This window comes from Streptomyces sp. XY431 (assembly GCF_001279805.1).
Lineage (GTDB): Bacteria > Actinomycetota > Actinomycetes > Streptomycetales > Streptomycetaceae > Kitasatospora > Kitasatospora purpeofusca.
Genome location: NZ_LGDO01000483.1, coordinates 1 through 16,872 on the forward strand (window position 1 = coordinate 1; position 16,872 = coordinate 16,872).

The 16,872-nt window shown below is 74.3% G+C and carries 19 protein-coding genes; 9 read left to right on the plus strand and 10 right to left on the minus strand.

Annotated elements, in window-relative coordinates; translation table 11 throughout:
* A partial coding sequence (locus ADK60_RS45975; RefSeq protein ID WP_053650409.1) for a hypothetical protein occupies nucleotides 1-1,041 on the minus strand: 1,041 nt, incomplete at its 3' end.
* Complete coding sequence (locus ADK60_RS31445) at nucleotides 1,038-1,907, minus strand: RNA polymerase sigma factor (protein ID WP_234371391.1); 870 nt, start codon at nucleotides 1,905-1,907, stop codon at nucleotides 1,038-1,040. The genes ADK60_RS45975 and ADK60_RS31445, both read right to left, overlap by 4 nt.
* A gap of 338 nt (nucleotides 1,908-2,245) precedes the next feature.
* On the opposite strand from ADK60_RS31445, the gene ADK60_RS31450 reads away from it, so the two are divergent.
* The 4 genes from ADK60_RS31450 to ADK60_RS31465 all read left to right on the plus strand — a co-directional run bounded on the left by ADK60_RS31450 (nucleotide 2,246) and on the right by ADK60_RS31465 (nucleotide 5,576).
* Nucleotides 2,246-2,938, plus strand: coding sequence for a hypothetical protein (locus ADK60_RS31450; RefSeq protein ID WP_053650410.1), 693 nt, complete (start codon nucleotides 2,246-2,248; stop codon nucleotides 2,936-2,938).
* Nucleotides 2,939-3,149: 211 nt separating this feature from the next.
* Nucleotides 3,150-3,854, plus strand: coding sequence for a VC0807 family protein (locus ADK60_RS31455; protein WP_053650411.1), 705 nt, complete (start codon nucleotides 3,150-3,152; stop codon nucleotides 3,852-3,854).
* A gap of 152 nt (nucleotides 3,855-4,006) precedes the next feature.
* A complete protein-coding gene (locus ADK60_RS31460; protein ID WP_053650412.1) occupies nucleotides 4,007-4,747 on the plus strand; it encodes a tyrosine-protein phosphatase in 741 nt (246 codons plus the stop codon).
* Nucleotides 4,748-4,814: 67 nt separating this feature from the next.
* Nucleotides 4,815-5,576 (plus strand): Clp protease N-terminal domain-containing protein, encoded by a 762-nt coding sequence (locus ADK60_RS31465; RefSeq protein ID WP_053650413.1) that lies wholly within the window; start codon nucleotides 4,815-4,817, stop codon nucleotides 5,574-5,576.
* Nucleotides 5,577-5,693: 117 nt separating this feature from the next.
* On the opposite strand, the gene ADK60_RS45235 is transcribed toward ADK60_RS31465, so the two are convergent.
* Both ADK60_RS45235 and ADK60_RS31475 read right to left on the minus strand, forming a co-directional pair.
* The gene (locus ADK60_RS45235) at nucleotides 5,694-6,185 is read right to left on the minus strand and encodes an NUDIX domain-containing protein (RefSeq protein ID WP_053650414.1); all 492 of its coding nucleotides are present in this window, start codon (nucleotides 6,183-6,185) and stop codon (nucleotides 5,694-5,696) included.
* Nucleotides 6,186-6,249: 64 nt separating this feature from the next.
* On the minus strand, nucleotides 6,250-6,687 hold the full coding sequence (locus ADK60_RS31475) for an SRPBCC family protein (RefSeq protein ID WP_045937680.1): 438 nt from the start codon (nucleotides 6,685-6,687) through the stop codon (nucleotides 6,250-6,252).
* A gap of 128 nt (nucleotides 6,688-6,815) precedes the next feature.
* On the opposite strand from ADK60_RS31475, the gene ADK60_RS31480 reads away from it, so the two are divergent.
* Nucleotides 6,816-7,217, plus strand: coding sequence for an STAS domain-containing protein (locus ADK60_RS31480; protein WP_053650415.1), 402 nt, complete (start codon nucleotides 6,816-6,818; stop codon nucleotides 7,215-7,217).
* Here the strand turns inward: ADK60_RS31480 and ADK60_RS31485 are convergent.
* The 3 genes from ADK60_RS31485 to ADK60_RS31495 form a co-directional block, all read right to left on the minus strand.
* A complete protein-coding gene (locus ADK60_RS31485) occupies nucleotides 7,122-8,102 on the minus strand; it encodes a sigma-70 family RNA polymerase sigma factor (RefSeq protein WP_199839800.1) in 981 nt (326 codons plus the stop codon). The genes ADK60_RS31480 and ADK60_RS31485 overlap by 96 nt on opposite strands.
* Nucleotides 8,103-8,244: 142 nt before the next feature.
* Nucleotides 8,245-8,508 carry a hypothetical protein gene (locus ADK60_RS31490; protein ID WP_159400672.1) on the minus strand — a complete coding sequence of 88 codons (264 nt, stop codon included), beginning with the start codon at nucleotides 8,506-8,508 and terminating at the stop codon, nucleotides 8,245-8,247.
* A gap of 183 nt (nucleotides 8,509-8,691) precedes the next feature.
* Entirely contained in the window at nucleotides 8,692-8,958 is a 267-nt protein-coding gene (locus ADK60_RS31495) for a UBP-type zinc finger domain-containing protein (RefSeq protein WP_045937683.1), read from the minus strand.
* 77 nt (nucleotides 8,959-9,035) lie between these two features.
* Here ADK60_RS31495 and ADK60_RS31500 point away from each other — a divergent pair, with 77 nt between their 5' ends.
* A complete protein-coding gene (locus ADK60_RS31500; protein ID WP_159400673.1) occupies nucleotides 9,036-11,621 on the plus strand; it encodes a lysylphosphatidylglycerol synthase transmembrane domain-containing protein in 2,586 nt (861 codons plus the stop codon).
* A gap of 34 nt (nucleotides 11,622-11,655) precedes the next feature.
* On the opposite strand, the gene ADK60_RS31505 is transcribed toward ADK60_RS31500, so the two are convergent.
* Nucleotides 11,656-11,847 (minus strand): hypothetical protein, encoded by a 192-nt coding sequence (locus tag ADK60_RS31505; protein WP_053650418.1) that lies wholly within the window; start codon nucleotides 11,845-11,847, stop codon nucleotides 11,656-11,658.
* A 211-nt stretch (nucleotides 11,848-12,058) separates the two neighbouring features.
* On the opposite strand from ADK60_RS31505, the gene ADK60_RS31510 reads away from it, so the two are divergent.
* The 3 genes from ADK60_RS31510 to ADK60_RS31520 all read left to right on the plus strand — a co-directional run bounded on the left by ADK60_RS31510 (nucleotide 12,059) and on the right by ADK60_RS31520 (nucleotide 13,873).
* Nucleotides 12,059-12,526, plus strand: a complete 468-nt coding sequence (locus ADK60_RS31510) for a carboxymuconolactone decarboxylase family protein (RefSeq protein ID WP_053650419.1) — start codon at nucleotides 12,059-12,061, stop codon at nucleotides 12,524-12,526.
* Nucleotides 12,527-12,644: 118 nt separating this feature from the next.
* On the plus strand, nucleotides 12,645-13,289 hold the full coding sequence (locus tag ADK60_RS31515; protein ID WP_053650420.1) for a class I SAM-dependent methyltransferase: 645 nt from the start codon (nucleotides 12,645-12,647) through the stop codon (nucleotides 13,287-13,289).
* Entirely contained in the window at nucleotides 13,286-13,873 is a 588-nt protein-coding gene (locus tag ADK60_RS31520; protein WP_045937687.1) for a TrmH family RNA methyltransferase, read from the plus strand. The genes ADK60_RS31515 and ADK60_RS31520 overlap by 4 nt, the downstream gene beginning before the upstream one ends.
* Before the next feature lie 59 nt (nucleotides 13,874-13,932).
* Here ADK60_RS31520 and ADK60_RS31525 read toward each other — a convergent pair whose 3' ends face one another.
* Nucleotides 13,933-14,991: an MDR family NADP-dependent oxidoreductase gene (locus ADK60_RS31525; RefSeq protein WP_053650421.1), complete on the minus strand. Its 1,059-nt coding sequence runs from the start codon at nucleotides 14,989-14,991 to the stop codon at nucleotides 13,933-13,935.
* The gene (locus ADK60_RS31530) at nucleotides 14,988-16,814 is read right to left on the minus strand and encodes a phytoene desaturase family protein (protein WP_234371375.1); all 1,827 of its coding nucleotides are present in this window, start codon (nucleotides 16,812-16,814) and stop codon (nucleotides 14,988-14,990) included. Before ADK60_RS31530 ends, ADK60_RS31525 begins: the two co-directional genes overlap by 4 nt.
* Nucleotides 16,815-16,872: the final 58 nt, after the last annotated feature.

A 16,872-nucleotide genomic window follows, 5' to 3' on the forward strand; every position in this document is an offset into this window, starting at 1 on the left:
GGGCTGGGTGCCGGGGCGGGGCTGGGTGGCGGGCGGCTGGGTGGGTGACGGCGGAGTGGCGCCCTTGGGCGTCTTGCCCGAGCCGCCGTTCTCGCCCGAACCCGAGCCGGAGCCCGAGCCGGAACCGCCGGAACCGGAACCACCGGGACCACCGGAACCACGGCCGGTGGAAGCGTTGCCACCGGTCGCGGAACCGGTCCCGGAACCGCCCTGGTGGTCGCCGTCGCCCGTGTCGCTGAGCACCCGGGCGCAGTACTCCTCCGCCCGGTCCGGACCGCCGGCCTCCAGGACCAGCCCGCCGAACTGGGGATCGGCGACCAGCGTGCGCGGGCGCTCGCCCTTGCCCGCCCGGTCGGAGAACGCCTTGCAGAGTGCGGCGATGCCCGTCGGGTAGGAAGGACCGTGCCCGTCCGCCGACGACGGCGCGGACGCCCCGGGCGTCTGCGGCCGGTTCGCCCGGGCCGACGGATCGCCGGAGGTCGGACCGCCGGACACACTGCCGGAGGCGCCGTCCGTTCGGCCGGAGCCGAACGGTGCGACCGCCGGACCACCGGTCGGCGCACCCGAGCGGGTGTCCTGGGTGGACGGCGGAGCGGACGTCACCGGGACGACGCCCCGGCGCGGCTCGTCCGAACCGCCTCCCAGCGCCGACGGCAGATTGCCCGTCCCGGCCGCGACCGCGACCCCGCCGAGCGCCGTGGCACCGAGCACGACGGCAGCGGCCTTCGTGCTGAAGGCCCTGGTCAGGGCTGCGGTGGCCATCGAACGTCTCCGAACGGGTGCGGGTGTGGTGGGTACTGCTGGGACGGGCGCGAGACGGGCCTCCCGGAAGGCGGCCAGGGCCGCTTCCTCCCCGGCCAGTTCGTCCTGCGTCACCGGAGCCGCGGCGGCGGCGAGCACACGGGCAACCCCCGTACGCCCAGTGCTGCCGTCCGGGCCGGTGAGCGAGGCGTCCTGCCCGTCCGACGGGCCGCCCACGGCACCGGCGAGCAGCCGCTCGGCGGTGTCACGGTCGATCCGACGGGATCGGTTGGTGCTCATCTCATGTCCTTCAGCGTCGCGGCGCGGCGTTCCGTCACACCCTGCGGAGAATCTTTTCTCGCGGCTCTTCCGCGGCTCTGCCGGGCGGCCGGATCGGCGGCGTCCCGGCCCGACCGCGCGGCCGGGATCCCGGCGCCGACCGCGCCCGCGCCGCTACCCGGACCGCTCGCGCCGCCGCCGGCCCCGCCGCCCGCCGGGGAGGACTGCTCCAGCAGCTTGGCCAGCCGCTTCAGCCCCCGGTGCGCGGCCATCCGGACGCTGCCGGCGCGCTTGCCGAGTACCTGGGCGGCGCTCTCCGCGTCCAGCTCCATCACCACCCGCAGGAGTACGGCCTCGGCCTGGTCCCGGGGCAGCCGGGAGATCAGCGCCAGCGCGTCCGAGGTGCCGACCGAGGCGAGCGCCGCCCCCGCGGTGTCGTCCCCGGCCGCGCGGTCGAACATGAACTCGAAGGGCAGGTCGGCGACCGGCCGGCGGCGGCGGGCGCGCAGGTGGTCCAGCGCCCGGTTGCGCGCGACGGTCGTGGCCCAGCCGCGGAAGCCGTCGCCGTCCCCGGTGAAGGTGCCCAGGTCGCGGGCGATCTGGAGCCAGGCCTCCGAGGCGATGTCCTCGGCGTCCTGGGCGTCCTCGGGCCGGCCGCCGACCAGGACCCGCAGGTAGCGGAGCAGGCCCGGCTGCACGCTGCGGAAGAGCAGTCGGAAGGCCTCCTCGTCCCCGCGCTGGGCGGCCCGGACGGCCTCGGTCAGATCGACGGGGGCCTCGCGCGCGGGCGGGCCGGGGGGCGGGCCTGACGTCGTCACCGGTCCGGACCGGCCGACGGGGCTGTCGGTGCCCGCTCCGGGGCTTTCTGCACTCTGCACCCGCCACATCATGCGCCATCCGGGCGAACGTCCCGGTCCGGTGAGCCCGACCGTTACCCGGCCCGGACCCGGCCGGGAAGGCAGCCGGCACCGGGGCGGGGAGCACGCGTCGCCGGAGCCGGTCGGCGGGCGGCACCGGGCCCGGCGGACGCCACGTCGCCGGGCCCTTGGGCAGCCCGCGCGCGGGGCGAAGGTCCCGGGACCTGCTGGCCTTCGCCCACGGCCGCGCGGACGCCGCCCTGCCTACGTTGTAGGTGAACGATCCGTTCCGGCCGCCGCCCGCGCCCTGCCCCTCCCGCGCCCCGGGTGCCGCCGAGTGCTGCCTGCCCCGACCCCCAGGGACCGTCATGACCACCGCCCGCGAGTTCCACGAACGCGGCCTGCGCGACCACCTCGCGCCCGCGCTCCGGCTCCTGGGCCTCACCGGCGGGCAGCGGACCTTCGCCCTCCCCGACCCGACCCACTGGGCCCTGGTCGGCGTGGTCGAGCGGCGCGCCGACGGACGGGTCCGCTACACCTTCGACCTGAGCCTGGTCAGCCGCGCCGACTGGTCCGCCGCGGCCTTCCCCGGTCCGCGCCCGGACCCGCGCGCCGTCTACGGCATCGAGTCCTGGCGGTCCCGGATCGGCGAGCTGCTGCCGGTGCGGGAGGACGTCTGGTGGGAGGTGCTGCCCGGCCCGCGCTGGCAGGTCGCGCTGGACGACTCGGTGGCCGCCGTCCGCCACTACGGGCTGCCCGAGCTGCGCCGCCGGCTCGACCTGGAGCGCGGCGGCGGCAGCGGGGAGACCTATCTGTCCGCCGACGAGCTGGAGCAGGTCAACACCACGCTGCTGGCCGTCCCGGTGGCCCGGATCCAGCGCGCGGAGCTGGTCGGCGCGGTGCTGGTGCTGACCGGCGCCTGGACCCGGGCGGACGCGGCCGCGCGCACGGTGCTGCACGGCGTCGCCCAGGGATTCCTGTCGGCCGAGGACGAGCGCTTCGCCGCCGTCCACTGCGCGGACACCCTGGGCCGACCGCTCTGGGACTTCGAGCGCCCCTGACCGGCGGTCGGCCCGACGTCACGTCAATTCGCCCACCGGTCAGACGTCTTCGCAGCTCGGCGGCACGGTCATGGCGCGCACCGTGACAACTGTCATGCGGATCCCGCAACGGACGGCACTGCTGGCCGAGGGGTCCCGCTCGGAACACTGGAGGCACGACGGAGCGGGCAACGCCCCGCCGACCGAGCAGCCAGTCCGGGGAGGACCCACCATGAGCCAGATCGCCGCCACCAGCGCCGCCACCACCGGCACCGCCACCGCCGAGGCCGTCACCGCCAAGGCCCCGCAGCCGCTCGCCAAGGCCCTCCGCCCGCTCGCCGTCGACATCGCCGGCCCGCTCGCCGCCTTCTACCTCCTCCACTCCGGCCTCGGAACGAGCGAGTTCGCCGCCCTGGCCTGGAGCAGCGTGTTCCCGGTCGCCCGGACCGTCCTCGGCCTGGCCAAGGACCGGACGCTGAACCGCTTCGCCGCCCTGATGCTCGGGGTGAACCTGGTCGGCCTGGTGCTCACCGCCGTCAGCGGCGACGCCCGGCTGATGCTCGCCAAGGAGGCCGTGCTCAGCGGCTTCATGGCCCTGGCGATCCTGGGCTCCGCGCTGACCGCGCGGCCGCTGATGTCCACCGCGCTGCGGCCCTTCCTCACCAAGGGCGAGACGGCCAGGGAGGCCGCCTGGGACCGGCTCGCCGCCGGCTCGCGGCCGTTCCGCCGCTACGAGCGGCTGTTCTCCGTGATCTGGGGCTCCGCGCTGCTCGCCGAGTGCGTGGCCCGGGTGGCCGGCGCCTTCACCCTGCCGGTGGCGACCATGGCGTGGCTGTCCACCGTGCTGCTGGTCGGCGCGATCGTCGCGGGTTCGGTGCTCGGCCAGGCCGCCGCGCAGCCGATGGAGAAGCTGGTCCGCGCCGAGGCAGCCGCCTGAACGGCACCCGAACGCCGACGGGCCGCCGACCGAACGCTGTTGCATCGTCACACTCTGATCATCGGACGATCCGAGGAACCATCCCGCTCCACCGGTAGTCCACATAACGAGGGGGTAACGGGACCCCCTCGCCGAGGAAAACGGGGAACCTGATGAGCCGGGCAGACGCGCGCACCACCGCCACCGAGGACCGCACGCTCGCCTGGGACGGCTGCCTCAACGTCCGCGACCTGGGCGGACTGCCCACCACCACCGGCGCCCGCACCACCCACCGGGCGATCGTCCGGGCCGACAACCTCGACCGCCTCACCGCCGAGGGCTGGGACGCCCTGCTCGACCACGGCGTGCGCACCGTCGTCGACCTGCGCAACATCGAGGAGTACAAGCCGCTCCTCCCGCTCCCCGGGGACGTCGAACTGATCCGCGTCCCGCTGGACGAACTCGCCGGCCCCGCCTGGTGGCAGACCTACGGCCACCTCGACGGCACCCCGCTCGCCCTGCGCCCCTATCTGGACCACTGTCCGCGCGCCGCCGCCGAGTTGATCGCGACGATCGCCGGCGCCCGCCCCGGCGGACTGGTCGTGCACTGCGGCGCCGGCCGCGACCGGACCGGCCTCGCCGCGCTGCTGCTGCTCGCCCTCGCCGAGGTCGAGCCCGCCGAGATCGTCGCCGACTACCTGCTGAGCGCCGCCAATGTCCGCCCCCTCTACGGCATGCTCGGCCTCCCGGACCAGTACCGGCGGATCGACGCCGTGCTCGCCGAGGCCGGCACCACCGCCGAAGCCGCCGTGCACACCGCCCTCGCCGGCCTCGACCCGGTCGCCCGGCTGTCGGCCGCCGGCGTCTCCACCGCCGACCTCGCGGCCGTCCGCGGTCGGCTGCTGGCCCTCTGAGACTCCAACTCCGCCCATCGTCAACCGATGGTTGACGATTTGGCGTCGACAACCTACGGTTGACGGCATGGAGAATCCGATCGTTCCCAAGACCACTCCGCTGCGCCTCGACGACCTGATCGACGCGATCAAGAAGCTCCACCCGGATGCGCTCGACCAGCTCTCGGACGCCGTCATCGCGGCCGACCACCTCGGTGAGCTCGCGGATCACCTGATCGGCCACTTCGTCGACCAGGCCCGCCGCTCCGGCGCCTCCTGGACCGACATCGGCCACAGCATGGGGGTCAGCAAGCAGGCCGCCCAGAAGCGCTTCGTGCCCAAGGACCCGGCCACACCCAACGACCTCGACCCCAGCCAGGGCTTCGGCCGGTTCACCGACCGGGCCCGGCACGTGGTGATGGCCTCCCAGGAGGAGGCCCGCCGGGCCGGCAACGCCGAGATCGGGGCCGAGCACCTGCTGCTCGGCCTGCTGGTCGAACCCGACGGCCTGGCCGCGCGGGCGCTCGTCGACCAGGGCGTCACCCCGGAGGCGCTGCGCACCGCCGCGACGGCGGCGCTGCCCGCCCCGGCCGCCGAGGTGCCGGCGCTGATCCCGTACGACGCCCGGGGGAAGAAGGTGCTGGAACTGACCTTCCGGGAGGCGCTGAAGCTCGGTCACAACTACGTCGGCACCGAGCACATCCTGCTCGCCCTGCTGGAGTTGGAGAACGGCGCCGGAGTGCTGGACGACCTCGGTGTGCGGAAGGACGGGATCGAGCGGTTCGTCGTCGAGATCCTCGCCGCGTTCATCGCCCCCGGCACCGACGGCACCGGCGCCGAGCCGGCGTGACCGGACCGTTCCGGGGGCCGCGGGACGGGCGCGCCCCCGGGACACCGGCCGGGACGGCCGGGACGCCGGTCACGGGTCGCGGGTCGCGGGTCGCGGGTCGCGGGTCGCGGGTCGCGGTCAGAAGCCCGACACATGCGTGGTGATGATCCGCACCCGGCCGTCGGCCTGCGCCTCCAGCGCCGCGCGCAGCCGCAACGACCGGGCCGGGCCGAGGAGTTCGAGCGCCTCCTGGTCCTCGACCCAGCGGTGGTCGTCGAGTTCGCCGGCCGGGACGGTCACGGGGGTGCCGTCCGGGACGCTGCCGAAGTCGAACAGGAAGTGCTCGGCCGGGTGGTCGAGTTCGCCCGAGGGGTGGGTCCAGGAGATGGCCAGCAGTTCGCCGGCCTCCCGGACGATGCCGGTCTCCTCCAGCAGTTCCCTGGCCGCGCACTCGGCCGGACCCTCCCCGAGGTCGATCGTCCCGCCCGGGAACTGCCAGTGCTCCCGGTACCCGGCCTTCACCAGCAGGATCCGCCCGGACGCGTCCCGCAGGACGCACCCCGCCGCGGCGTAGATCCGGGGCAACGAGGCCAGCCACTCTTCACGGGACTTCAACGGCTCGACCGGCACGGCGGGCCCTCCTCGGACTCGGGGACGATGTGCGCCCCACTCTGCCAGCCGGGCCCCGCCGGCCTCAGCGACGGGCCGCGAGGTGCTCGACCAGCCGGTCGAAGCTGGAGTTGTGGCCGGCCTCGGCCTCCGGGCCCAGGAACATCGCCGGGACGTTCTCCTGCTCCATGCGCACCTCGGTCCGGCCGTCGCCGAGGTCGGTGAGGGTGATCCGGCCGGTGAGACCGACGCCCTCCTCCAGGAACTCCAGCATCTCGCCCTCGCGGACCGCTGTGAACCGGCCCCGCACCGGGTAGCGGTCACCGGTGGCCTCCAGCACCATCGTGCTGTCGAAGCGCCCGCCCACCTCCGGCTCGATGGTCACGGTGTCCAGCGGGACACTGGTGCCGACCGGGCCCCAGAAGCGGACGAACTGCTCGGGCTCGACGTAGGCCCGGAACACCTCGGCCGGGGTGGCCGGCAGCTCGCGGACGATGGACAGGGTGCCGAGGTTCTCGGTCATGGTGGTGGTTCCCTCTGTTCGGTGCGGGCGCGGCTCGGTGCCGCGCTTTCACAGGGGTAGACCGGGGGCCCGGCGGAAACTCATCGCTCCCCGGCAAAGTTTTTTCCGGAAAAGTTTCCGGCGGGCCGATGAGCCCCGTGCGCCGGAGCGGTCTCCCCTCGGTGAAGACCGAGACCCTTACCTCCGCCACCCGACCGTTGATCTGTGATCTGGGCGCACTGGCCGCCCCCGACCTGGCCGTGGTCGACGCCCTGGCCCGGCTGCGGCGCGCCGCGGCCCGGCACGGCGTGCGGCTCGTCCTGCACAACGCCAACGGCCCGCTGCGCGAACTGCTCGCGTTCAGCGGGCTGGCCGCCGTCCTGCTCGTCGAACCGGACGGCGAGGACGACGAGGACGGCGAGGACGACGGCGGGCAGGACGGCGAGGAGAGCCGGCTACTCCCCGGCCTCCAGCCGGGGCGGCAGACCGAACAGCGGGAAGAGCACCTTGGTGTCGAGGAAGTTGGTGACCCCGGTGATCCGGCCCGCTGACACCTCCAGCACGATCAGCGCCCACGGCTCGTGCCCGCCCTCCGGGCTCGGCCGGTACTGCCCGAAGGCCGGGCTGCCGTTGGCCACCACCGGCACCAGCCGGGAGCCCCGGCAGCCGCACCCGGGGCCGAGCATCCACTCCCGGATGTCCGCGTGCCCGGTCAGCCAGAGCGCGAACGGCGGCATGTTGAGCGTGACGTCCTCGTGCAGCAGCGCCGCCAGACCGTCCATGTCGTACGCCTCGAAGGCGGCGACGTACCGGGCCAGCAGGGCCCGGTGGTCCTCGTCCAGGGTCGGGGCCGGGCGGGTGGCGGCGGGGTCGGCGGCGAGCGCGGCCCGGGCCCGCTGGAGCGCGCTGTTCACCGAGGCGACGGTGACACCGAGCAGTTCGGCGACCTCGTTGGCCCGCCAGCCGAGCACCTCGCGCAGGATCAGCACCGCCCGCTGCCGGGGCGCCAGCCGCTGGAGCGCGGCGACGAAGGCCAGCCGCACCGATTCGCGCTGCGCGGCCACCTCGGCCGGATCGCCGGTCTCGGGCACCACCCGGCCGTCCGGCGCCGGTCCGAGCCAGGTGACCTCGGGCAGCTGGGCATCGGTCGCGGTGGCCACGGTGGACGGACCGGCCAGGTCCATCGGCCGGGCCCGGGCGTTGCGGCCGTTCAGCGCGTCCAGACAGACGTTGGTGGCGATCCGGTAGAGCCAGGAGCGCAGCGCGGCGCGGCCCTCGAAGCCGCGGTGTCCGCGCCAGGCCCGGACCATGGTGTCCTGGACCGCGTCCTCGGCCTCGAAGACCGAGCCGAGCATCCGGTAGCAGTACCCGGTCAACTCCGTCCGGTACCGCTCCAGCTGGAGCTCGACCGGCTCCTCCGTCATCAGCTCGGCCATCGCCCGTACCCCCACTCGCCCGCCGCCGTCGATCACCCCGAACGTACCGCAGGCCACCGACAGCCCCGCCGCGCGCCCCGGACCGGCCCTGACCGCACGTCAGGACAGCGGTCGGGGCGCGCCGACGGGGCGCGCGGCCGGTTCAGTGCGCGCTGTGCTTCTCGGCCCCGCGGTGGCGGTGCCCCTTGAGTTCGGCGTGGTGCGCGGGCACGGAGTGCGGGACGGCGGTCGCGGAGTCCCGGCCGCCGTGCCGGAAGGCGGCGCTCGCCGATCCGGTGGCGGTCCGCGCGGCGCCGGCCGGAAGGGGCGGGAGCGTGATCGGCATCGTGGCCATCCCCCGGCGCTCCAACAGCTCCTGGGTGCCGCGGCGGAGCTTGTGAGGGCTTCCCGCTGTTTGCTTGGTCATCGTCGGCTCCCTTCGGCGGCCGCCGGCCGGACAGGAACCGACCGAGGGCCGTACGGGCGTTATGTCCAGATCTGTCGGGAGTTACACCTCAACCCATGGGCACCCGAACGTCAACCCATGGGCACCCGAACGTCAACCCGGCCCGAACGTCGCCCCGGCCGGGGAGCCGATCCGGCCGGACCCTCACCCCATGAGCTCGTGGACGTAGCACCAGCGCCAGTCCTCCCCCGGCTCGTAGGAGCGGATCACCGGATGGGAACTGTTGTGGAAGTGCGCGGTGGCATGCCGCTGCGGCGAGAAGTCGCAGCAACCGATGCGGCCGCAGTCCAGGCAGAGCCGCAGGTGCACCCAGTCCCGGCGCCCCTGCGCCAGGCAGTCGGCGCAGCCGTCCAGGGGTGGCAGGGGCGCGAGGTCCCGGGGTGCGGCGGCGAGGTCTTCGCAGGCGCTCATGGGACGCAGGGTAGTGACGACGGGCCCGCCCCGCGCCCCGAGACACGCTGCCGGGGGCTCGTGGGAGCATGCCATCCGTGGCGGATGTGGCGGGGAACGCGACAAGTGGCAGGACCGGCGGCACGGTCGAAGGCACGGACGACAGCACGGGGGGCGGCGCTTCGGACGGAACGACGGGCGGCCCCCCACGCCCGCCCGAGCCCCCGGGGATAGCCGCCACCGGCCGGGTCCGGCAGCCGGCCGCGCTGATCCGGCTGCTCGCCGGCCTCGTCGTGATCGCCCTGACCCTGCTGTCCGCCGACTACGCCCGCGCCACCACCAACGGCCTCGCCGAGGACGTCGGCGGCGCCGCCGCCCTGGTCCCGCACCCGCTGGGCGGCGTCGCCACCGGCCTCACCACCGCCGCCCTGCTGCTCCTGCCCGGCTGCTCGGCCGCCCGCCGGCTGCTCGCCCCGGGGACCGACCGGCGGCACGTCCTCCAGCAGCTCGCCGACGGCGTGCTGGCCGCCGTCCTGGCGTACGGCGTCACCCTCCTCTTCGCGCTGTGGATCGACGGCCCCGCGCCGTTCTCCCTGGTCTCCGCGCTGACCCGGCCACTGCCCGGCGCCCCGCTCGCCCACACCGAGCCGGTCTACGGCTACCTGGCACCCGTCCTGGCCTTCCTCACCGCCTCCGCGGCGCGTGAACGCCGGGTGCCGTGGACCGTCCTCACCCTGGCCGCACTGGCCGGGATCGCCGCCGGGGCGGCCACCCCGACCGCGCTGCTGCTCGGTGTGCTGATCGGCTGGACGGCCGCCCACGGCACCCGCTGGGCCGTCGGCACCCCGGACCCCCGGCCCCGGCCCGGACAGCTCCTGCACAGCCTGCGCGAGGCCGGTCTGCACCCGGTCTCCGTCACCCCGGACGGCCCGGACCGCTACCTGGTCCGCCAGCGCGGCGACCACCCCGACCTGGACGTCCAGCTGCTCGACCGGCAGGCGGTCACCGCCGCCCTGGTGCAGCGGGCCTGGCGCCGGCTGCGACTGCGCACCGCCCCGCACCCGCGCGCGCTGCGCTCACTGCGCACCGGCCTGGAGCACGAGGCCCTGGTCTCCTACGCGGCCGTCGCCGCCGGGGTCCGCACCCGCCCGGTCGCCGCCACCGCCGAACTCGGCCGGGACGCCGCGCTGGTCGCCTACCGGCGGCTGCCCGGCCGCACCCTGGACGAGCTGGCCGACGAAGAGGTCACCGACGCGCTGCTCGCCGACGTCTGGGGCCAGCTGGCGCTGCTCCAGCGGCGCGCCATCGCGCACCGCGCGCTGGTGCCCTCCGCGCTGCTGGTCGACCCGGCGGGGGCGGTGCACCTGGTGGGCCTCGCGGACGGGGACATCGCGGCCGGGGAACTGGTACTGCTCAGCGACATCGCCCAGCTGCTCACCACGCTCGCGCTGCGCACCGGGGCCGAGCGCTCGGTGCGCGCGGCGGTGTCGGTGCTCGGCCCGGACGCGGTCGCCGCCGCCCTGCCGCTGCTCCAGCCCATCGCGCTGGCCCGCGGCACCCGGGCGGCGCTCAAGCAGGCCGCCCGTCGCGGCGCCGCGGCGACCGCACCCCGGGTGCCTCCGCAGCGCACCGGCCCGGAGGCGCCCGCCGCCGCGCCCGCCGACGGCCCCGGCCCCGACCTGCTGGACGGGATCCGCGCCGAGGTGCTCCGCAGCCGCCCGCAAGCGCCCGTCCGGCCGGTCCGGCTGGAGCGGCTGCGCCCCCGCACCCTGCTCGCCGTCGTCGGCGGCGTGGTGGCCGGGTGGCTGCTGCTGCCGCAGCTGTTCGCCACCGAGCGGAACCCGATCGCGACCGTCGCCGACGCCGACCCGTTCTGGCTCGCCCTCGCCGTGCTGGCCGCGGCCGCCGGGCATGTCGCGGGGGCGATGGGCTTCGTCGGTTTCGTCCCCGAGCGGCTGGACTTCCGCAACGCCGTGCTCGCCCAGGTGGCCGGGTCCTTCGTCAAGCTGGTCTCCCCCGGCGGGGTCGGCGGGGTCGCGCTGAACACCCGCTTCCTCCAGCGGGCCGGCATCCCGACCGCGCAGGCCCTGTCCAGCGTCGGCGCGGGCCAGCTGCTCGGCCTGGTCCTGCACCTGCTCCAGCTCGGCGCGTTCGTCTACCTGACCGGTGTCGAGCCCGGCAGCTCCGAACTGGACGCCCTGCCGGCCGTGGTCGGCGGCCTCGCCGCGGCGGGCGTCCTGCTGGCCTCGGTGTCCGCGGTGCCGCCGGCCCGGCGCTGGCTGGCCGCCCGGCTGCGCCCGCTGACCGCCGAGGTGCTGCCCCGGTTGGTGGAGCTGCTGCGCAACCCGGGACGGCTGGCGGTCGGCTTCACCGGGCAGCTGCTGGTGTCGCTGACGCTGATCGCCTGTCTGTACTGCTGCGCCCGGGCGGTCGGGCGGGACCCGTCCTTCGCCGCGGTCGGGGTGGTGTTCCTGGTCGGCAACGCGGCCGGGAACGCGGCCCCGACCCCCGGCGGGGCGGGCTTCGTGGACAGCGCGCTGGTGACCCTGCTGGAACTGGTCACCTCGATGGAGAAGGACGGCGCGCTGGCCGCCGTCGCGCTGTTCCGGCTGCTCACCTTCGTGCTGCCGGTCCTTCCCGGCTGGGCGGCGTTCACCTGGCTCCAGCGCCGCGGGGCGCTCTAGCCGGGGCCTGCCCGGGTACGCGAGGGGTCTGCGGCTACTCCCGGTACTCGTCCTCGTCCAGCGGGACGGTCCGGCTCTGCTCGGCGACGTCCGCGACCTCGGTGGCCGGGTCCGCGCCCAGTGCGCGGCGCTCGGCCAGCTCGTCGTACTCGTCCTCCGCCACCTCGTTCTCCGACTCCACGGCCTCGGCGACCTCGTCCAGGTAGTCCTCGTGGTTCTGCGGCATGGTGTCCGTCCTCGTTCCTCGAAGGTTCCTCGGAGGCGTTCCCCGGCCCGTGGGTCCGGCCCGCCGGGGTACTCGCAGTATCCGTCGGCCACCGGCCCGGCGCGACGCGCCGCCGGGCCCCCGGCGTGTTGCCCGCCCCGGGAATTGACCCGGGAGAACGGTCCCGGAATGCACCATGTCCGGGGTGCACCCCGTTCCTAGGCTCGTACCCATGACGAACACCGCCACCCCCCGGCCCACCGCCCGCCTCGACTTCGCCCGCACCGCCCCCAAGGTGTTCCGGGCGATGATCGCCCTGGACGCCGCCGCCCGCGAGGGCCTCGACCCGACGCTGGTCGAGCTGGTGCAGGTCCGCTCCTCCCAGCTCAACGGCTGCGCCTACTGCCTGGACATGCACGTCAAGGACGCCCGCAAGGCCGGCGAGAGCGACGAGCGGATCTATCTGCTCCCGGTCTGGCGCGAGGCCCCCGAGGGCGTCTACAGCGAGCGCGAGCGGGCCGCCCTCGCGCTGGCCGAGCAGATCACCCGCATCGGCGACGGCGTCTCCGACGCGGTGTACGAGCGGGCCGCCGAGCTCTTCCCCGAGCCGGAGCTCGCCGGGCTGATCTCGCTCTGCTTCACCATCAACGCCTGGAACCGGATCAACGTGGCCACCCGCAAGACCCCCGGGGCGCCCTGACCCCCGCCGCGCGGGACACGGGCCCCGCCGGGCACCGGGGTACGATCGGAGCCGTACCAGCAGGGCTTACCCACACCTCCCGGTGGCCCCGAGGCCCTTACGAACGACGGGGAAACGCATGTCCGGCTCGCACTACTTCTCCGGTGCACCCGAGGTCGCCAGCGAGCGCCGGCCGATCACGGTCACCCTGCCGGACCTCACCCTGGAGCTCAGCACCGACGCGGGCGTCTTCTCCCGCAGCCGGTTGGACCCGGGCACCCGGATCCTGCTGGAGCAGGCGCCGCCGCCCCGGGTGCGCGGCCCGATCCTGGACATCGGCTGCGGCTACGGCCCGATCGCGCTGACCTGGGCGAGCCGCCGCAAGCGGCTCCCGGTCTGGGCGGTGGACGTCAACGGCCGCGCCCTGGACCTGGTCCGGGACAACGCCGGGTCGCTGGGCCTGGGCAATGTGCACGCCGCGCTGCCGGAGGAGGTCCCCGCCGAACTGCGGTTCGCGGCGATCTACTCCAACCCGCCGATCCGGATCGGCAAGGCGGCGCTGCGGCGGCTGCTGGAGCAGTGGCTGGACCGGCTCACCCCGGACGGCTCGGCCTTCCTGGTGGTGCAGAAGCACCTCGGCTCGGACTCGCTGCAGAAGTGGCTGAACGAGCACGGCTGGCCGACCACCCGGCTGACCTCGGTCAACGGGTTCCGGATTCTGGAAGCGCGGCCCCGCCCGACGGCGGGCGAGGGCCCCGAGAGTGGACGAGGGACGACGTCGTGAAGCAGCTCCGCGGGACCGAACTGAAGCGGCTGCACCGCTCCTGGCGGCGTGGCAACGAGTTCCGGCTCGCGATGATCCTGGAGAACCTCCAGTCGCCGTTCAACGTCGGCTCGGTGGTCAGGACCGGCGCCGCGATGGGTGCGGAGAAGCTCTACCTCACCGGTGACACCCCGTCGGTGCGCTCGTCCGGCGCGCAGAAGGCCGCGATGGGCACCGACAAGTACCTGAAGGTGGAGCACTTCCCCACCGTCGCCGAGGCGGTGGCCGCGGCGAAGGCCGACGGCTTCAAGGTGGTCGGCCTCGAACTGGCCGACGAGGCGGTGCCGATGTTCGCCGCCGAACTGACCCCGGCCGTCGCCTTCGTGCTGGGCCACGAGGACCGGGGGATCACGGCGGACGCGCTCGCCCTCTGCGACCAGGTGGTCTTCGTGCCCCAGCTGGGCCGGGTCGGCTCGCTGAACGTCTCCGCCGCCGCCACGGTGGCCTGCTACGAGGCGCGCCGCCAGGGGTACGCGATCAGCGGCACCCCGGACGGCTCGGACGCCGGCGCGTTCGACATCGACCTCGACCTCGACGACGAGTGATCCGCCGCCGGCGGGAGGGCACCCCTCCCGCCGGCGGACCGGCTCGGATCCCGGCCGGGTCAGACCTCGACCAGCACCTTGCCCCGGTTGTGCTCGCGGTCCAGGTAGAGGCTGCGGTAGGCCGCCGGGATCCCGTCGAAGCCCTTGTGCACGGTCTGGTGGTAGCGGATCTCCCCGTCCCGGACCAGCCCGCCCAGCTCCTGGTGCATCTGTGCCAACAGCGGCTCGGTGAACCACTCCTGGGCGAAGATGCCGCGGATCGTGGTGCGCGGGAACATGATGTACGGCAGCAGCCTCGGCCCGGTCAGTTCACCGTTCACCGTGGTCGCCCACTGCCAGCAGACCGCCACCCGGCTGTCCACGTTCAGCATCGTGAACACCGCGTCGGTGACCGTGCCGCCCAGGTTGTCGAAGTACCGGTCGACGCCGTCCGGCGCGGCGAGCAGCAGCGCCTGCCGGGCCTTCTCCGCGTCGTCGCCCTGGGTGTAGAGCACCACCTCGTCGAAGCCCAGCTCGCGCAGGTACTCGGCCTTGCCCGGCGAGCCGGTGGTGCCGACCACCCGGCCGGCCCCGGCCCGCTTCGCCAACTGGCCCACCAGGGTGCCGATCGAGCCGGAGGCGCCGCTGACCACCACGGTGTCGCCGGGCCGGACCTCCAGGAAGCGGGTGAGCGTGCCCCAGGCCGTCATCCCGGGCGCGCCCATGATGCCGAGCGCGCTGGACACCGGCAGCCGCTCGTCGTACCAGGACGGGTCGAGCCGGCGGTAGGCCGGGAACACCATCGGGAAGATGCCGGTCGTCCACAGCTCCTCGGCGCCGTTGTGGACGACGTGGGTGCGCCAGCCGCCGAAGCCCTGCACCAGGTCGCCGACCGCGAAGGCCGCCGCCGGACCGGCCTCGACCACCTCCATGATCGAGTCGGCGCCCATGTGGTGGCCGATCGGCGTCTCCAGCGCCAGGCCGTTCTGGTACGGGTCCACCGAGACGTACCTGGTCCGGAAGAGCATCTCGTCCGGCCGCAGGTCGATCCGGACGTCCTCCACGACCTTCTCGTAGACGCGGTTGACGTCGGGCACACCGTCCAGGTGCTCCCGGACCACCCACTTCTCGATCCTCATGCCAGGGCTCCCGTCTGCACGTTCTCGCTGTCCTTGCTGTTCTCGTCGCCCTTGCCGGCGGCGCCGGCCGCGCTGCCCGCCTTTCCGGCGGCCTTTCCGGCGGCCTTTCCGGCGGCTTGCGGCACCGTCCGCCGGCCCGGCTCCGCAGGCCGGCCCACCGGGATGACCAGGTGGGTCGGCATCGGGGCGCTCGGGTCGATCCCGGCGGTGAACTCCACCCCGTCGTCCCGGCAGACGAACTGCATGACGTGCCGCCCGGTGGCGGCCGCCCGGATCAGCCCGCCGATGGTCGCCCAGACCCCGGAGAGGTAGAAGTTCGACAGCCCCGGCAGCACCGGCCCGCTCTTCTTGATCTCCTCCTCCACCGTCTCGGCACCCTCCACGAAGGGGTTCCAGCCGGGGAAGGTGCCGTCGTAGACGCCCGTGTAGCGGACCTGGGTCAGCGGGGTGGAGACGTCGGCGACGGCCACCGCGGCCTTGAAGCCCGGGTACCGCTCGTCCAGGAAGCCGACGATGCCGTTGCGGACCCGCCGCTTGGCCGCCATGTACTCCCGGCCGTGCTTGACCGGCAGGGTGTGCAGTTCCTCGCCGCGCCGCACCCGGGAGGACTGCTCGGGGCCCTCGTGCAGCGCCCGCCAGGGGGCGATGTCGGAGAAGTAGGTCGCGAACACCACGGTGGAGTTCTCCGGCGCCAGCTCCGGGTAGTGCCGGGTGCGGAACTGCACGTTCACCGAGGGGCAGCGGATCCCGGTCAGCTCGGCCGTCTCCCGCTCGCCCAGCAGGTGGGTGGTGCACGGGTCGCCCTCGGGGAAGGGCTTGCGCAGCCCCAGGAAGAGCGACACGTACCCGGGCGACAGCTGGCCCGGCTCGTCGATCAGCGAGGTGTAGAGCCGACGGTAGGTGTCGTTGAGGTACTGGCCCTTGAGCAGCTTCATCACGGTGGTGTGGCCGTCGGCGGCGGACACCACGATGTCGGCGTGGAACTCCCGGCCGTCGCTGAGCCGCACACCCACCGCGCGGTCCCGCTCGACCAGGATCTCCTCGACCTTGGCGTTGTAGGTGATCTCGCCGCCGAGCCCGAGGTAGCGCTCCTCGATCGACCGCGCCAGCGCGAGCGAACCGCCCTCCGGCACCCCGGCGGCGTGGTTGGCGTGCGAGGCGAGCTGGAAGTAGAACGGCAGCACCGGGAAGGCCGGGTGCTTCTCGTAGAGGATGAAGTTGAACGCCTCGCGCAGCAGCGGGTCGCGGAACCGCTGCGAGAAGTCCGTCATCAGCAGCGTGATCGACTTGCGGATGGTGTTGAAGTGGGGGGCGAAGGAGGCCAGCATCCGCCAGCGCTCCAGCCGGCCCATCAGCCCGACCGGCTTGAGGAACGGATAGGCCGCGAGCGCCTTGCGGAAGGTGCGGATCCCGGCGCAGAACTCGCGGATCGGGGCGGCGTCGGCCGGCGAGAGGCCGAGCAGGTGCGCCTCCAGCCGGTCCGGGTCGGAGTAGAAGCGGACCTCCCGGCCGTCCCGGCCCCGGACGATGTTGAAGACGTCGAAGTGCCGCATCTCCTTGCCCTGGAGCGCGCCCAGTTCGAGCCAGATCTGGTACATCTCGTTGCCCGGCCCGTTGCCGAGCAGCCAGCTGATGCACCAGTCGAAGGTGAAGTCGCTGCGGTCCCAGCCGGTGCAGGAGCCGCCGGGGATCTCGTGCATCTCGAAGATCCTGGTGCGGTAGCCGTTCATCCGGGCGTAGCACCCGGTGGACAGGCCGCCGAGACCGCCGCCGATGACGATCATCGACTCCCGCCGGGGTGCGGTGTCTTTCTGCCGTGCCATCTCTGGCCTTCCTCGTGGTCCTTGCCTTGCCTGGAGGTGCCTGGTCGTGCCGCCCGCG

Coding starts and splice junctions, on each gene's coding strand:
- ADK60_RS31445 (WP_234371391.1), bottom strand. CDS start 1,907: ATGTGGCGGGTGCAGAGTGCAGAAAGCCCCGGAGCGGGCACCGACAGC.
- ADK60_RS31450 (WP_053650410.1), top strand. CDS start 2,246: ATGACCACCGCCCGCGAGTTCCACGAACGCGGCCTGCGCGACCACCTC.
- ADK60_RS31455 (WP_053650411.1), top strand. CDS start 3,150: ATGAGCCAGATCGCCGCCACCAGCGCCGCCACCACCGGCACCGCCACC.
- ADK60_RS31460 (WP_053650412.1), top strand. CDS start 4,007: ATGAGCCGGGCAGACGCGCGCACCACCGCCACCGAGGACCGCACGCTC.
- ADK60_RS31465 (WP_053650413.1), top strand. CDS start 4,815: ATGGAGAATCCGATCGTTCCCAAGACCACTCCGCTGCGCCTCGACGAC.
- ADK60_RS31475 (WP_045937680.1), bottom strand. CDS start 6,687: ATGACCGAGAACCTCGGCACCCTGTCCATCGTCCGCGAGCTGCCGGCC.
- ADK60_RS31480 (WP_053650415.1), top strand. CDS start 6,816: ATGAGCCCCGTGCGCCGGAGCGGTCTCCCCTCGGTGAAGACCGAGACC.
- ADK60_RS31485 (WP_199839800.1), bottom strand. CDS start 8,102: ATGGCCGAGCTGATGACGGAGGAGCCGGTCGAGCTCCAGCTGGAGCGG.
- ADK60_RS31490 (WP_159400672.1), bottom strand. CDS start 8,508: ATGACCAAGCAAACAGCGGGAAGCCCTCACAAGCTCCGCCGCGGCACC.
- ADK60_RS31495 (WP_045937683.1), bottom strand. CDS start 8,958: ATGAGCGCCTGCGAAGACCTCGCCGCCGCACCCCGGGACCTCGCGCCC.
- ADK60_RS31505 (WP_053650418.1), bottom strand. CDS start 11,847: ATGCCGCAGAACCACGAGGACTACCTGGACGAGGTCGCCGAGGCCGTG.
- ADK60_RS31510 (WP_053650419.1), top strand. CDS start 12,059: ATGACGAACACCGCCACCCCCCGGCCCACCGCCCGCCTCGACTTCGCC.
- ADK60_RS31515 (WP_053650420.1), top strand. CDS start 12,645: ATGTCCGGCTCGCACTACTTCTCCGGTGCACCCGAGGTCGCCAGCGAG.
- ADK60_RS31525 (WP_053650421.1), bottom strand. CDS start 14,991: ATGAGGATCGAGAAGTGGGTGGTCCGGGAGCACCTGGACGGTGTGCCC.
- ADK60_RS31530 (WP_234371375.1), bottom strand. CDS start 16,814: ATGGCACGGCAGAAAGACACCGCACCCCGGCGGGAGTCGATGATCGTC.